At 60.7% G+C, this 17,684-nt stretch carries 4 protein-coding genes; 1 reads left to right on the forward strand and 3 read right to left on the reverse strand.

Features of this window, described 5'->3' with window-relative positions:
* Nucleotides 1–313 precede the first annotated feature (313 nt).
* From ABIC63_RS28355 to ABIC63_RS28365, 3 genes are read right to left on the reverse strand one after another with little or no spacing between them, the layout of a single operon-like run.
* Nucleotides 314–1,297 (reverse strand): hypothetical protein, encoded by a 984-nt coding sequence (locus ABIC63_RS28355; protein WP_354322231.1) that lies wholly within the window; start codon nucleotides 1,295–1,297, stop codon nucleotides 314–316.
* Nucleotides 1,298–1,314: 17 nt separating this feature from the next.
* The gene (locus tag ABIC63_RS28360) at nucleotides 1,315–2,805 is read right to left on the reverse strand and encodes a YcaO-like family protein (protein WP_354322232.1); all 1,491 of its coding nucleotides are present in this window, start codon (nucleotides 2,803–2,805) and stop codon (nucleotides 1,315–1,317) included.
* A gap of 8 nt (nucleotides 2,806–2,813) precedes the next feature.
* Nucleotides 2,814–3,575, reverse strand: coding sequence for a Hint domain-containing protein (locus ABIC63_RS28365; protein WP_354322233.1), 762 nt, complete (start codon nucleotides 3,573–3,575; stop codon nucleotides 2,814–2,816).
* Between the two features lie 405 nt (nucleotides 3,576–3,980).
* On the opposite strand from ABIC63_RS28365, the gene ABIC63_RS28370 reads away from it, so the two are divergent.
* Nucleotides 3,981–17,684 (forward strand): LysM peptidoglycan-binding domain-containing protein (locus ABIC63_RS28370; protein ID WP_354322234.1); only part of this gene is annotated, 13,704 nt, incomplete at its 3' end.

A 17,684-nucleotide genomic window follows, 5' to 3' on the forward strand; every position in this document is an offset into this window, starting at 1 on the left:
ACCTGAGTTCGAGCGGCTGGTAACACCAGTGGATCGATACTCCGGCGCGGGCTAAACATCTAGCAAGGAAGTTAAGAGCACAGATCTGCTATGCGGGTTGCACCTGCTTATCTAGGAACGGCGCCGCAACTTCGATTGCGCAAAGCGGCGGGCCGTAGGCCGCGTTCGCCCGCGTCAGTACCGGCGGCTCGCACAATTTCCAGAATGGCGCATCCTCTTGGTGAAAACTGCTTTTCTACAGATGGAGGCGCTACGAAACGGTGGGCGATTGTGCGGCATATTCCCCGCTCTGCGGTCCAGAATCTCAAATCGACTAAGAGTGGACAGCTCGTGCGAAAAGCTCGTCCAGCATCACATTATAACCGTGATGGGGGAAAAGAGGATTTGAATTCAGTTCGAGCCACCAAAGCGCTCCACGCTCATCCATCACGGCGTCAATACTACTCACCACCGGCGCCGGAACGACTTGTCTCAGTGCCCGTGCGACCGCTGCCCCTGCGGATGCCAGTTGAGCTCCGCACTGCTCCTCTAAGTCTGACAGCCGGTTAGGCATATTTCGCGTCGCATGGGGCGGCAAAAAATTTCGTCCATATCTGAAATCTATCCATGCCGACCGCCCAAGGTCAAGAACCGTCGATCCATCAAAACCTTGAAACCTGAGACAAGCCTCCGTGAGCTCGACATTCGCTCCAAACCTAGAGCCTCCTGGTCCATATAGCCTATTTTCGATGAGACCGTCAATACTAGTGGATCCGTCACCGACGATACAGGGCCATTCTTGGATATCGGCGCAAACTGGCTTTTCGCCCCACAACCACACTTTCACACTGCGTCCAACGATAAACTGGTCTGCAAACAGTGCATCTCCAGGCGCTTTGGATCTATCGACTCCCTGTCCGGGCTTAAATGGCCCCTGAATTCCCTCACCGAAGGAACCACCTTTGGGTTTGAGGATGTATGCGCCAGTGCATTCCTCGGGAGCTTCCCAAGCAGCTGGTACTTTCAAACCTTGGGACGAAAAATACCTTTTAAACAGCACTTTATCTACAGTGAGTGGCGTTTTGTATTCGACATATGGGCGCCACCCACAAAAACCCTGAGCAGACGACGTCAACGCCCTCGTATAGGCAAGCTGGCCGCTCGCCAAAATGCTGAACTGCGGGAAAAAATTATAGTAACGATTTGCACACCGTATTTCGAGTTCGAATGACTCGACGTCTAGATTTACTTTGGCGCGATTAGATGACGCCCAATCTTTTATTGCTTTGAAATGATCCAGAAGCGTAGATATAGCCATGATTTTTTTAAGAAAGCTCAGGGCAACGGATGAGGGAAAAGTCCATGGGGGTGCAATGCTGCGACAGTTGCGCGAGGCAAAGCATCGAAACCAAATACCAATGGAATTAGACCCGGAACAATAACACGTGCTGTTTTTATAGCCTCACCGGTGGTAGATAACGGCGCCGACGGCGGCGTAATATCTACCCAGGCAGCATCCGAAAGCCCATATGAATCCAGGCGCTGAGCCAAAGACGTTGGCCAAAATTGACGGACTTTATCATAATCTAAAAAAACCTCTCCACGAGAGATTGCATGTGCGCGCCGGAAATAAAGATGCTGGGAGTAAAGATCGCCGTGATCAATAGCGCGGCGGCACTCTTCAGGCCGAATTGCGCGGCTCTTACGGTCACAGGACGCGCGAGTAAGCGCTATTACGAGAGACTCCCCCAATGAATGCTCAATCGACGCCTCCAAGCTATTAGCGCAAGATGTGGAGAGCGCGCAGATGCCGAGGGCGCTTGATGTGCATGCTGTTACAACAACGGGCCCTCCTAAACCCGTCAGGATTCCAACGTCAACTTCAAATTGATGTTTCTTCCCACGAAGGACCAGTTCTCTGGCGTCGGGAGGCAGCGAGTCAAGCTTAAGTGAGAGAGCCGACCGCTGCGATAGCCAATGCCTCGCGAGGGCGTCTCTCTCTATGACCTCTAATCCGGCGCGCTCGATTGCCCTAGCAAAATTTATATCACTCGCACAGCCGGAGGTCGTTTGCCACATAAGGGCAGACATAGCAGGGCTCTTTTTAAGGGCGTGTGCACTGTAGACAAGCTCCGCATGACACCACGCGGAACGACCGTCAGCAAAGCGCGTTGCCGCAATCCATTGGTGGATTCCCTGCTTATCTAGAGGTTGGATCGCGAGAGAACTCCGCCTGTATTGATCAGCGGTGTAACTCGCGACACTTTGCGGCGGAATTAAACTGTCACCTAAATCAGAAACAGATGCTTCGATTAGGTTTGCGGAAGGCAGGCTATATGCCATTCTTTCTGCCGCCTCAGAAAGCGCGATTACCAAGGCTAGGGAGGAATTCTTTGCGCGGCCAAAACCTCGGATAAGACCAATTTCAGGGACGTCAATTACCGCTTGTGCGGCATTCAGTCCAAGCGATCGGACAGCGGGCGGTAACTCCACATCCATGAAGCCCGCCTTTACTGGCTGCCCGGCCCCTCCGCTATGGCTGGCCGACAACGATGTGCTACGCGGCACTCGAATCTCTTCCAACACGCCTTGCGCGAGTAGATGCTCCAAAAATCGACCCAGGGGGTCCCAGGGATATTTATTCCCGATCTCCTCCTCCAGTCTCCGCAGCGAAAGTGTGCCGTCACAACATTCAAGCAACGCACTCAAAACAGCACTTGGTGCTTTAACCTCGACTTCGTCGGTCGAGGTTCTAAAAACCAAATTACTGTTATCGCGAGAGACTACCTCACAGAGGCGCAAAGGTGGCGAGTAGCCTTCGCGCATCAGGAGAGTCAAGCAAGATGGAGAGCCAATTTTCTACGAAGCGAATCTAGATCACCGTCGCCCGCCAATCCTTTCCATGCAGTGTCAGGGACCACTGAGCTGAGGCAATGGCTAAAAGCAGCAAAGCCCTCCACAAATACAGCGCACCCCACTTCCGTAGCGATATTGTACAATTGCGTCGAAGGCGGCATGTGGTGGTAAATAGGTTGGGCGTGAACCCAACCAGTTTCATGAGCAAGCTGCTCAGGAACGTCGATTTGCAGCGCAAGAGGCACTGACGGAAAGCGAGGCTCAATAGAGTTGCGCATCTCGGAAAGCAAATGGTTCAGATTGTAGGTGCCCCATGTCTCGGCGCTACCGAGTTCGCTCGGCCGCCGCACCCACAAAGGATGCTCATCAGAGATCACCAAGCATTCATCTCCCAGCCCTCGAAGTTCAATCACCTTTCTGGACAGACCAAGAGTCGGCCGTTCCAGCAGACGAATCCGGCTTGGCCCCTGCATCGTCATGACTACGTCACCCACCGCGACTGCTTCGACCGGCTTACGCGACCCATCCGCCATGCGCACGCGGTTGCCCGCAAGAAAGCAAGTCATCTCGCCGGTGCAGCACAGAAATTCCTCGGGGATCTGCTGCAGGTTAATCGCAGGCCGATAGGGTCTTGAGGTAATGGACCAGCCTTCGTCTAGATCCTGCTGATCGTCACGTCTGAGGATGACGGACGGTTGGTCGCCCACATAAGCCATACCAGGTTTTTGAATGGAGCCCATAGTCTAATCCTCTATCAAGTTGGAGAAGTCCAAGCACTGCAGTCAATACGCAGCGTCGATGCACATATCCATCCGCTACCTCCTCCGTTTAATAACCACATTGTCTGCCAGGGTATTTGCTGCACGGGCTGTACCGCCGCCTTCCCTGTTCGCGTGGGCTTAATCCAACGGGGGGCTAAAAGGCGCCCAGCGGTGTAGAGCAAGTGCAAGCAGGACGCGACGCCCTAGTGATTCGACGAGCGCTAAACAAAATGCGCCGGCAGCGGACATGTTGTTCGAATCCGCATGCCCGGCTCGCGCCAGGGCCAGTCGCCGGGAACTACCTGGTCTAGCTTCCTACGAGGCTTAAGGGGAGGGAACCCGACTGCACGGCGGTTTGTTCCACCGGAAGAGGCGAGTAGAAAAATGGTAGCGATCGTCAGTGGCAACAGTCTTGGCCTGAGTTTGACCTCTCTGGCGACCTTGGGCCAGCGCGGACTACAAGGTTCGGCGGGACAAGGCCGCAGCGGCGAGCAAGCCTTCGTGAACATCGCCAACGGGAACTTGGTCCTTCAGGGCGCCGACGACAAGCTGGTTGGCCGCGGGTTAGACATCAATGCTGTCCGCACCTATAACAGCCAAGGGCTGTTGAACGACGACAACGGCGACGGTTGGCTTGTGGGCGCCTACGGGCAGAGCATGAAGCTGAGCGGCACCGTGGCCACCGCAGGCAGCACGCTCGTGCGGACCGATCGCGACGGCGCCGCAGCAACCTACAGCTGGAATGCGAGCCGGAACCTCTACGTGAGCTCAGCAGGTTCTGGCGCCTTCGACACGGTGTCGTACGACTCCGCGGCGCAGCGGTTCACATGGACCGATGGCGGCACCGGCGTGCAGGAGCGCTACGAATCCACCGGCCAAGGAAAGTTGGTGTCGGCGACCGATGCCGCTGGCAACACGGTCGCGTACACCTACAACGCCAACGGCACGCTGCAGAAGATGGTCGACGCCAATGGCGAGACCACTTACTTCGACTACGCTGGCTATAACCTCACGCAGATTCGGACAGAAGCAAGCGGCGGAGCAGTCGTCACACGCGTGCGATACACCTACGACGCGTCCAACAGACTCGCCACAGTTACGGTCGACCTAAGCCCCAACGACAACAGCGTCGCTGACGGCAAGACTTACGTCACGACCTACACGTATGACGGAAGCAGCAAGCGAGTGGCCTCCGTCACGCAGAGCGACGGTACGAGCCTCGCGTTCACCTATGTTCAAGTCGGCACCGACTATCGGGTGGCCACGGTCAAGGACGGACTTGGCCAAACGACGAGCTACAGCTACGACACGACGAACCGCCGTACAACAGTGGTCGATCCGCTCGGGCTGACGACGTTCTATACGTACGATGCCTCGGGTCAACTCACGCAGATCCAGGCACCTGCGATCGGCGGCGTCTCGCAGTTGACCCTCTTCGCCTACGACGCAAGCGGCAACGTCACCCAGGTCACCGATCCCATGGGATTCACGGTGACGATGCAGTACGACGCCAACGGCAACCAGACCCTGCAGCGAGATGCGGTCGGCAACACCATCAGTCGGACCTTCGACACGAAGAATCAGGTGCTGACTGAGACGGTCTACCTGACCCCCGATCCCGACGGTGCGGGGTCGGGCCAGCCCTCGGTGCCGGCGACAACACGCTACGTCTACGACGCCGCCGGCAAGAATCAGCTTCGGTTCGTGCTAAGCGCCGAGGGGAGAGTGACCGAGTACAGGTACAACATCTACGGTCAACAGGTCTCGGTCCATCAGTACGCTGGTGGCAAGTACAACGTGGCGGCGCTGACGAGCACTGCTTCTCCATCCGAATCGCAGCTGGTCAGCTGGGCGGGAACGCAAGACCTCACCCAGTCGAGCCGGACAGACACGATCTACGACGCACGGGGCCAGGTTCAAAAGACGACGGCATTCAGTGCAGTCGATTCAGCCGGCGTCGGGATCATCGACGGAACCGAGTCGGTGACCCAGTACGTGTACGACCGGGCCGGGTTGCTCTTGAGCACGATCAGCCCCACCGGCGGTAGTACGCAGTTCGTCTATGACGGCTTGGGCCGACAGTTGTCCAGCCAAGACGCGCTCAGCCAGACAACGCTGACCAGCTACGACGATGCCAACAACAAGACCACGGTCACCTTAGCCAACGGGCTGATTACCACCAGCGCCTACGACAAGAACGGGCGACTGATCAGCATTGCACAAAGCTCTGCGACCAACGCTGCGCTCGGCACGACGCTGAACTCGTACGACAAGGACGGGCGACTCATCCGCCAGACGGATCCCACTGGCGCTGCGACAGGACGGGTCTACGACGAGGCCGGCCGCTTGGTCGGAGAACTCGACGCGACGAACAGGCTTACCGAATACATCTTCGACAAGAACAACCAGGTCACCCAGAAGATCGTCTATGCGACGCCCGTGGCTGCCACGACGGTTGCGGCCTACTACGCAGATCCGAACAGTGCACCCGCCAACCGCCTGGCCTCGCTCCGGCCAGCCGCAAACCCGGCAGATCAGAAATCATGGCGAATCTACGACGGCGCTGGCCGCTTGATTCGGACCATCGATGCAGTGGGCGCCATCGTCGATCTGCGCTATGACGGAGCATCCAGGCTTGTTGGTACAACCGAGTACAGCCAGCGGGCGACGGCCGACGCTCTACAGAATCTCGGTCCAGCGCCCGCGGCCGGGGCGCTCACTGCCGTACTCGATCCCAACGACCGAGTAACACGTCGCTTCTACGACAGCGACGGCTTGCTGATCGGCCTCTTGGACGCCGAAGGCTATCTCACCGAGTCTCGCTATGACGCGAAGGGCCGGCTCATCGCCCAGATCGCATACGCCACAGCGACGGCCGCCTCCCTTCGCGCAGGCGGCACCCTGGCTCAGTTGGTCCCCGCTCTCGACGGCAAGGATCAGACGTCTCGCTGGATCTATGACGACCTCAGTCGCGTGGCCGCGCAGATCGATGCCGAAGGCTACATGACGGAGTATGTGTACGACGCCTACAGCAACGTCACCAGTGCCATTCGATACGCCACCGCCGTCGATCCCGCTGTGCTGGCAACGGTCACGTCCGCCACTACCGCAGCCTCGCTCAGACCGGCCGCCAGCGCCGGCACACGAACAACGAGCAGCGTGTACGACAAGCTCAACAGGGTGGTGCAACGCACCAACTATGAAGGCACGGTCACCCAGTTCGAGTACGACAGCCTTGGAAACCTCCTCAAGACCACCCGTGCAGTTGGTACCGCAGAAGTCCAGACGGTCACCGCTCGCTACGATGTTCAAGGCCGCCTGACAGGTGAGCTCACAGCCGAAGGCTCGGCGCTGCTCGTGGCAGGGCAGACCCAGGCGCAGATCGATTCGATCTGGTCGCAATACGGTCTGACCCACACCTATGACGCTGGCGGGCGGCGGACGAGCACCAGCGACGCGTACGGCAACAAAACACTCTTCTACTACGACGCCGAAAGCCGTCTGACACAGACTGTCAACGCACTGGGCGAAGTCACCGAGCAGCACTACAACGCTCTTGGTCAACTGGACTCCACCACCCGCTACGGAACCCGACTATCAAGCCTTTCAGGCCTGACAGGCGGGCTGGTCACGCAGGCGTTCACGTCAACGATCACGGCGCTGAAGAACGCGTCCGTGGACAGCGTACAAACCTTCACCTACACGGCTACGGGTCAGATCTCGACTGCGACGGACGCACTCGGAAACGTCACCCAATCCACCTACAACGCCTTCGGGGACCTAACCGGCAAGACACAGGCGCTTGGCGGCGGACGGCAGCTTACTCAGTCGCTGACCGTTGACCATCGGGGCAAGGTCACAAGCACAGTTTCGGACGCTTCGGGAGTCAACGCCATCACGAGCGCGGTGTACGACGCATTCGGTCGGCTCACCAGCAGTACGGACGCCAACGGCAACGTTCGGCAACAACGATACGACCGTCTGGGCCGTATGGTCGGATCCACGGACTCTATCGGCGCCGTGCGCTCGGCGACCTACGATGCATTCGACCGTGTACTGACTCAAACCGACGCACTGGGACAAGTCACCACGTTCACCTACAACTCCGCAGCCCGGAGTGTGGCGGTAACGACGCCGGAGAACATCACCGTCACCACGACGTACACGCGGCTGGGGCAGAAGCAGAGCGTTGTCGACGGCAACGGCAACACGACGACCTTCGCCTACGACAAGAACGGCAACCTGACCAGCACATCCACGGCCCTGACCACGGTCACGAACACATACGACCGCTCAGGCCGGCTGGCAACGACGAAAGATGCCAACGGCACGATCACCACGCTTGCGTACGACGCGGCGAACAGAGTTCTCACGCGCACTGTCGATGCGACGGGCCTGAACCTCGTCACGACATTCACCTACGACGCCAAGGGCCAGCAATACACCATCACGGATCCAAACAACGTCGCGACTGTGATCACTTATGACCTGAAGGGCCAGGTCATCAGCCGCGCTGTTGACCCTACGGGTCTGAATCTTGTCACGCGGTATTCGTACGATGGTGCCGGCAACACACTCACCGTGGTCGATCCCAACAGCACCACAACCCAGTACGTTTACGACAACCTGGGCCGGCGCATCCAAACGCGAGTCGACCCCGCCGGGCTGAACCTCACTACGGCCTATGCATACGACAAGAACGGGAATCTGATCAGCCGCACCGATCCGAACTTGCAGGTCACGCGGTATGCGTACGACGCAGCAGATCGGTTGGTCTTCACGCTCGACCCGATGGGCGATCTCCAGCGAACCAAGTACGACGCTGAAGGCCGTGTGAGCCAGACGACGGCCTACGCGGCGCCCATCGACGTCACGGATCTGAGCGCGGCTCCGAGTGTCTCGCAGTTGGAAGCCAAGGCAGCGGCGATCGCCAACGCCGCAAAGGACGCGACCGAGTACCGCGTACGAGACAAGGACGGCCGATTGACCGCTACCGTCAATGGGCTAGGCGAGGTCGTCAGATACATCTACGACGCCAACGGCAATGTGACGGATCGCCTCGCTTATGCAAACCGCATCACCCTCGCGACGTGGACGGTTGGCACCCTCCCCGCCCCTGCGGCGGACTCGAGCCGCGACCTGCGCTTGCGATCGGTCTACGACCAGTTGAACCGAGCGACCTACACGATTGATGGCATCGGGGCGGTCACCCGCAACGTCTACGACGGAAATGGAAACGTCGTCGAACGCTTTGCGTACGCTGCGCCCGTGCCAACAGCAACGGCCGCCACGACCTCTGCCCTGTCGACCGCCGTCGCGTTGGTTGCCAACTCCGCGAAGGACGCGCACGACCGCTTCATCTTCGACAGAGCAAACCGCATGACGTGGCGCGCCGATGGCGTAGGCGCAGTCACGCAATGGGTCTACGACAACAACGGCAACGTGCTCAAGACCGTCGAGTACGCCACTGCAATCTCGGCGACGGCCGTCCCCTCGACGGCGTCCGCCGCCACGGGTGACCGAATCACGGACATGGTCTACGACCGTGCCAACCGGCAGGTGTTCGTCACAAACGCGCTTGGCGGTCTGACCGAAACTGTCTATGACAAAAATGGCAACGTCACCACGCGGTACGCCTTCGCCACAGCCGTTACTGCGCCGACGGCAACCAGCAAGCTGACCGAAGCCCAGATCAGGGCTGCGCGGGTGTACGACTATGCGGGGGCAGACCGCGTCACGCGCGCTGCCTACGATGCGGCCAACAGGCAGATCTTGGCGGTAGATGCAGCCGGCGCGGTGACCGAGACCGGATACGACGCAGCAGGCAATGCGATCATGACGAAGTCATACGCAAGGCCCATCGTACTGACGTCGCTGCAGAACAACTTGACCGCGAGCGTCAGCACCATCCGGGCGTTGATGAGCGCCGACACGGCCAACGACCGCACCGTGAAGCGCACCTTCGACGCGGCGAACCGACTCGTCTACACCGTCGACTCTCTTGGGTACGTAAAACTCACTTCGTACGACGGGCTGGGACACATTACACAGACCGTTGACTATTGGTACTCGATCCCGCCCGCGACCGCGAATACCGGCGACGCCGTCAAGGCAGCCATTGTGAAGTCGACCGCGTCGGACCGGACGAGCTCCTTCAGCTACGACGCTGCGGGTCGCCTGCTTAGCACCACGGACTCGCTCAACTTCACAGAGAGCTACGCGTACAACGGACTCGGCCAGAAGGTTTCCTTTACCAACAAGAAGAACTCGACCTGGACCTATACCTACGACGCTGGAGGCCGGCTCACCAAAGAAACAGCGCCCTCGGTCCAATTGGCCGCGGTAACCACCGACAGCAACGGCAATCTTGTCATCGACGCATCCAAGACGGGCGCTGCGAACGTCATCACGCAGCTGGCGTATGACGCGCTCGGCAATCTCAAGTCGCGGACAGAAGCTGTGGGCCGCCCGGAACAGCGCACGACCAGCTACGAATATGACGCACTGGGGCATCAGATCCGCGTCAACTACCCGTCGGTCGGCGTCTACAACGCAAGCGGAGACACGCTGACCACGAACGGTGCCAGTGGTCTGGCGTCCCGGACAGAGACCACCCAGGCCCTCTACACGCTGACCAGCTACGACGTCTTCGGCAATGCCACCACGAACCGCGATGTCGCCGGAAGCTACAGCTACAAGGCCTATGACGTTCTCGGCAAGCTCCGTTATGAGGTGGACGCACTGGGCTATGTCACCGGCTATCAGCGGAACACCTTCGGAGAAGTCTCAGAGCTCAAGCGATTTGCTGTTGCCACCACGCTGGTGAGTGGAAATCCCGCGCGACTCACCGTCGCCCAGATCAGTTCGGCGGTGAGCGCCGCGGGCGTCAATCACGGCGCAGACCGCGCCATCACCACCACCTATGACCGGCTCGGGCGAGTCGCCAAAGTCATCGAACCCCAGTCGTATGTCTACGACTCGTCGGCTGCAGCGGGTTCCCAATACGCATCTGCCGGCCGGACCACCGTCAACACCTACAACGCCTTCGGCGACGTGATCCGGGTCGGGCTGCTGAAGAATGCCTCCCTGAACACTTGGGTTTACACCAACAACTACTACAGCCTGCGCGGCGAGCTGACGACGTCGGTCGACGCAGCTGGTTACGCCACGACTCAGACATTCGATGGAGTCGGCAACCTCACATCCCGAACAGAGTTCGCCAAGGCGATTGCGGGCTGGAACGGCGGAACGGCCAGCACGACGACGCCGCCGACCATCGCGGCCGACGCCAACAATGATCGCAAGACCACCTACGCCTATGACCGCATTGGTCAGAAGACGAGCGAAACGCGCGTCAATGTGGAGTACAGCGCTGCGTCGAATGCCACGAGCACAAGGGGAAATCTCACCACCAGCTATGCCTACGACGCCGTAGGCAATCTTCTGCGCACCGCGAACCCCAACGGCGACGTCAGCTACAGCTACTACGACGCATTGGGACGCGTGACCGCGACGGCGTCGCTCGTCAACGCCGCAGGCAATCTCACCGCGGTGACCAAGTACCAGCGGGACGCCTATGGCAATGCCGTTTCGCAGACCCAGACCCATGTCTACAAGACATCGGCCAGTGCCGACCCGCTGGCTTCGGTCGGGACGACAAGCCTGGCGCCCAACCAGGTGCTGACCCCCGGATCCAGCATCTATTCCCCGGACGGGCGGTACATCCTCACTTTTCAGACCGACTCCAACCTCGTCATGTACGACATGCACGATGGCGCCCATCAGCCCATCTGGCATACCGACACCTATGGGAAGGGCGCAGACAAGCTTCTTCTTCAGTCAGACGGCAACCTCGTCATGTACAAGGGCACGGAGGCCGTTTGGGCCTCGGGCACCACAGGCCAGGGCGGCACGTCGCTGAAGCTGCAGAACGACGGCAACTTGGTTCTTTATACGAGTGCCAACGCAGGCGTCTGGTGGACTGGGCAAGACAACGACTTCCAGATCCAGCCCGATCGAACAAGCTACACCCGCTACGACATCCTGGGACGCGCGGTGCAGTCCACCGATGCAGCGGGGGTCAGTCACTACTCCTCCTACGACGCAGCAGGACATGTGGCGAAAGAATGGCAGCTTGTCACCGATGACGCGACCACCCGCACGCTGTTCCGCGCCTATCAGTACGACAAGTTGGGACAACAAACGCACATCATCGATCCCGCGTCGACCAGCGTCGTGAGCAACGGGACCATCTCGACGGTTACCCAGCAGCAGGCGGGCGTCGTCGACACGGTTCTCGACTACAACGCCTTCGGGGAACTTACCGCCAAGGGCGTGAATGGCACGCGGCAGGAATACTTCGACTACGACAACGCCGGACGCCTATGGCGGACCAACTCGGGCGATGGCGTCGACAAGATCGCGCTTTACGACCTGGTGGGCAACCAGACCGCCAACATCACCAGCTTTGGGACGACTTCAGGGAATGTAAACCTGAAAACGTACAGCGCACCCGATCAGGCGGCCCAGGCCAACCTGCGCCGGACCGACATGGTCTACAACGCCATCGGTCAGCTCAAGCAGACCGTTCAGGCGGTCCGCACGGAGGCCACCGGAGGTGTGTCCGTCAGTCGCCTGCAAACCCAGGCGGTGGTAACCAGCTCAAGTTCAGAGGTCAGGAACGAATCTCAAACGCTGACGGGTTGGACGGGTACCAACGCCATCAACCTGAACTGGTCTCCTCTTCGCAACCTGGGTAGCGGCGACCTGAAGGTCGTCGTGGAGTACACCACCAAGACGTATGTCGTCGAAGGGGCGCAATCGAACGAGTCCAGCCAGCAACAGATGGCGGGTGGCACGATCAAGACCCGCTCGCAGTTGATTACCAACGCAGCCGAGGGAACCAATGGGTTCCTCATGAGCTGGTCGGATGACGTGAACGAGGGCATCGCCAAGGTCAACAAGGTCGCGATCTACAAGAAGGACGCCTACGGCTATTGGCAACCGGTCATCGCCAACGCACCGGTGGGCTACAGCGGGCAGAGCATTGACATTGACGCACCGGATGATCCGGCAGCGGCGATGCGGCTGCAGATGCGGCCGGCAGGCAGCAGTGGAGACAGCGGATGGGCGGACCAGCCGCTGATCAACTTCGGAGACATGCTGCGCTTCGATGCGAGTGCACTTGCTGCAGGCTCGTACGAATACAAGGTCACTCAGACCACCACGGGCGGTACGACATCGGTCACCGCAAGTGGAACGGTCACGCTGAGCTCGCCTCCCCTGGCCTTGATCAGCGCCCCCATGGGCTTCTACCGGCCGGGCGTGGCCGACATGAATGTCTTCAGCTGGCAGTCACCCGATTCCAGCATCGATCAGGTCTTCCGCTACCGCCCGGCCGGAAGCTCCGGCGCCTGGACCACAGTGCCGGTGTCTTCGATCGGAAGCGGAAACAGTGGCGTCGATCTGTCTGCGTTGGTGGCGGCCGGAAACTACCAGTTCGAACTGCTGTGGATCCACGCTGGTGAGGGCGTCCCATATGCGCACGCAACAGGCACCATCACGTCCTCAGGCATTACAGCCCCACAGTGGATCCCTCCCCAGAACCTGCCACAGATCGGTGGGATCGAAATCATGGCGGTGGGCGCCAATGGGAATGACGAGTCCGGCATGCCCATCGGAGGCACCAACGGCTACGCCATCAAATGGCCGCTGTCTGCAGTGACTGGGCACGCTGGATCCACGCCGTCGGTGACATTCCGCTACCGCTTGGAAGGTAGCTCGCAGTGGAACACGCTCGCGGTAAGCACCAACGGCGGCACCAGCGAGTCCGGCGCCAGCAACGGCTATCAGATGGTGAACATCTCGTCGTTGCCCGATGGTCGTTATGACTACGAGATCGTGGCAGCGTCGACAAGTGGCGGCGCTCCCATGGCCCAGGCAAAGGGCACGCTGATCAACAACCAAGCGCCGATCTACCAGACGGTCAGCGGCGTCATGACAGTGCCGGTGCAAGTGCAAGTGGGCTCCGACCCTGTGTATGCACGCGACGAAGCCGGCAACATCCTCTACCAAACGGTCTATGAGACCCACTACGAGACGCGCCAGGTGCCGGTATACGGCTGGGTACAGTTCCCGTACACCGAGGCATACAACGTCTGGGTGCAAGGGTCTCCTCAGATCGCAGGGTACGACGAGCAGAATCAGCCCATCTATGTACGCGATGGAAACGGCAACATCGTCTACAACGGTTGGTGGGAAACGCGCTACAGGACGGCTTACAGCTGGGCATTGGTCGTGACGGGCTGGAACACCGAGACCTATCCGGTCCAGGTTCCCGTTCAGCAACCCATCATCACGGGCTACCAGCCGCGCTACGAGACCCAGTACACGACCGTCCCGTACACCTATCAAGTGCAGGTCGGCAGTGGGAAGCCCGCGGTCGAAGATCACACGCCGCCCTACACGCCGGGCACCTGGACTCCGTTCATACCGGCGCTCTACTCGACGTCGGTGACCACCCCTGCCAACAGCGCAGCCGTGAGCGAGAACAACACCGACGGTGCGAACGCCTCGGTGTCGACGGGCGTGCAAGGTATCAGCAGCACGGTCAGGCCAGTCGTCAACCAGAACACCGACCGGTGGGGCAATGTGATTTCGATCTCGGACCCACGCTCTGCAAACTGGGTTACGACCTACCGCTACAACGCCAACAACCAGCTGATCGAGCAGAAGCAGACCGATGCCGACGGCAACCAAGGTACCGCCGGCGCGGCGACCACGCAACTGTTCTACGACAAGCTGGGCCGCCAGGTTGCTGTCAAGGATGCCAACGGCAACGTACAGGGAACGGTGTATGACGCGCGCGGCAACGTGCTGCAGGAGCTCCACGCCGATACCGGCGTGATCCGCAACAGCTACAACGTGTTCGGTGACAAGGTGGCAACGACGGATGCCATGAACAACGTCACCACCTTCACCTATGACAGCCTTGGCCGTCTGCTCACCACAAACCGTGGCGTTGCTCAGGTCTACGTCGCCAACAACAACAACCAGTTGGCAACGCTCGCGGCGACCCGAGCCATCGTCGAGACCAACGTCTATGACCAGGCCGGCCGCAAGCTCAGCCAGACCAACGGTAATGGCGAGACGATACGCTACGTCTATGACATGGCAGGGCGGGTGGTCCGCACCATCCAGCCGCTGGGCCAGACCACGAAGGTGGCCTACGACGCGATGGGCAACAAGGTCGGCGAGCTGGACGGCAACGGCTATCTTGCCACCTGGAGCTACAGCTACTTCGGCCGAACCCTCACCCACACGGACTTCGGCGGCCACAGCTTCGGCTACACCTATGACAACGCAGGCCAGTTGACCCGGGACAGCGGCACCAACCGGACCTACACCTACAACAGCGAAGGCTTGCTGGCGCGCGTCGTGGACGGCAACACCGGCCAGGATCAGCGTTACGAGTACGATTTTGCGGGCAACCGGGTGCGCGAGTGGATGGCCCAGTCCGGTGTGACGTACCAGGACAACCGCATCGCCTACGACGCGCTGGGCCGCATGCGGTGGGTCGCCGACGGGCGGGCGTTCATCACCCTGGAATACGACAAGGTCGGAAACCGCACGCGCATCAAAACGCATGTCCTGGCCGGCGACTCTTCGCTCGACAGCGACAAGTTCTTCAAGTACGACGCCATGAACCGTCAGACGGTTGTGGACGCCATCGATGCTTCGGGCAACCTGGGCACCCAGGGCCATGAGATCACCTACGACAAGAACGGCAACCGCGCCAGCGACAGGTGGTGGGGCAACCAGGTCGTCACCGTCGGGGGCCAGAGTCAGATCACCGGCTACGACAGCAACAACCAGGCCATCTACAGTTCCGCGCCGACCATGTACCTGACGACCACCGGGTACACGCGCGAGGAGTACCGGTACGACGCGCTCGGGCGCCTGGCCAGCGTCGTGCGCGACGGCGTGCAGACGGACCGGCGCCTGTACGACGGCGCGTCCCGCGTCGTGCAGTCCGGTCCTGCCGGCGCCCTGCCCCAGGCCTACGTCAACGCCCTCAACGGCGTCAACTGGAGCCTGCAGACCCTCGCCGGCACTGGCAGCGAGACCCGCATCAATCGCTACAACGCCAACGGCCAGATCATTCACCAGGACGTTCTCAAGAGCGACAACCTGCCAAAGTACAGCGTCGAGTACAGCCCACTGCAGACTTCGCCCGTCCCGGGCATGGGCACCACCGGCGGATACGACAATGCCGGCAACCTGCAGGGCTACACGGTCTTCGACTGGACCAGCCAGAACATCACCAACTACTCCAACACCTATGGCCGTGCGGAGGGCTACCGCCAGCTCACCAGCTTTGCCAGCAGCACGCTGACTCAGCCGGGCCTGACGAGTTGGTCCTATGGCAATGCCGGCGAGCTCACCGGTATCACGGACGCCATGGCGCCCATGAACAACCGCACATTCGTCAGCGACATGCAGGGCAACATCCTGTACTCGAATCAGGGAGGCCAGGAGCAGTACCAACTCGTGGTCAACGGCCAGGTGCTGGGCCGCTACGGCAAGGTGCGCGACGCGAACAATCCGACCCTGCCCGGCGGCGTGCCGCTGTTCAACGTGCAGGCCGACTTCAACTTCGGCTACCAGCCCATCGATGGCAACTATCCGTCGTCCAGTCCCGGCACCTATGCGGTCGGCGCCGGCGACACCCTGCAGAGCATTGCACGGGGTGCCTATGGCGACCAGAGCCTCTGGTACCTGATCGCAGACGCCAACGGCTTGTCGGGCAATGGCGATCTCAAGTCGGGCCAGGTGCTGACCATCCCCAGCCGGGTGGGCTCGTCCAACAGCGCTTCCAGCTTCAAGCCCTATGACCCCACCAAGGTCATCGGCGACACCACGCCCACCCCGATGGCCATGCCGCAGGGCAATGGCGGCGGCGGGTGCGGCGGGCTGGGGCAGATCATTGTGGCCGTGGTGGCCGTGGTGGTGACCATCTATACGGCGGGGGTGGCGGGTGCGTACTTCGGAGCGGCTGGAGCCGCAGGCGCCGGGGGCTTCTCTGGCGGCCTCGCCGTGCTGGGGGGTGCAGGAGGTCTGACAAGCGCGAGCATCGGCGCCGCAATGGTTGGGGGCGCAGCCGGCTCGCTGGCCAGCCAGACAGTAGGCGTGGCCATCGGCGCGCAGGACAGCATCAACTGGAAGGGCGTAGCCCTTGGCGCAGTCGGTGCAGGCGTAACGGCTGGGCTGGGTGCGGCCGGCTTATTGCCCAACACAGGCAACGCGTTCGTGCGAGGGGCGCTTGGTGGGGCGGTGCGCAACACGGTCACGCAAGGCATTGCTGTGGCCACCGGCCTGCAGAAGAGCTTCGACTGGAAGGGCGTGGCGGCCAGCGCGCTGAGTGGGGGTATCGGCCAGGGGCTGAACGCGGCGATGGGCTATGCCCCTGGCCAAGTGGCTGGACTAACCGCGCCAGCCAACGCCATCACGGACTTCGACCTGGGCAGAAGCTTGGTATCGGGGCTAGGCGGCAGCATCGTGGGCAACGCGGCAAGGGGCGGCAAGCTCAACGCCGCGAGCATCGCGGCCGATGCGTTCGGCAATGTGATTGGGGACTCGCTGGCAGCGGCCAATGGCCAGAGCGCCAGCCGGCCGGTGGCCGATGGCCAGGGCGGCACGCTTGAAGTACAACTGCCCGCGCAAGCCATGGAGGTGGGGCCCGGCTCCAGCGATGACTGGGTGCTGAACCTGGGCGATACGGCCAGTACGGGCTATGGCCCCGGATCACGGTACTTCGGCGCCGCAGGCATCGGTGCCTATCCGGTGAATGCAGGCTTCAACATCAGCGGCAGCGGTGGCCAGGGCATCACTGAAGCCACGGACAGACTCAGGGCGCCGCAAACCTACGCTGTCCAGAAGGGCGACACGCTGGAGGGTGTCGCCCGGCAAATCTACGGCGACGACTGGCGCACTGGCATGGCGGTGATGGCCAATGCCAACAACCTGAGCACCAACCAATGGGGCAGCCCGCTGATCCGCACGGGTGGAGAACTGTTTGCCCCGAGTCTC

The sequence above is a fragment of the Pseudacidovorax sp. 1753 genome (assembly GCF_040544975.1).
Lineage (GTDB): Bacteria > Pseudomonadota > Gammaproteobacteria > Burkholderiales > Burkholderiaceae_C > Xenophilus.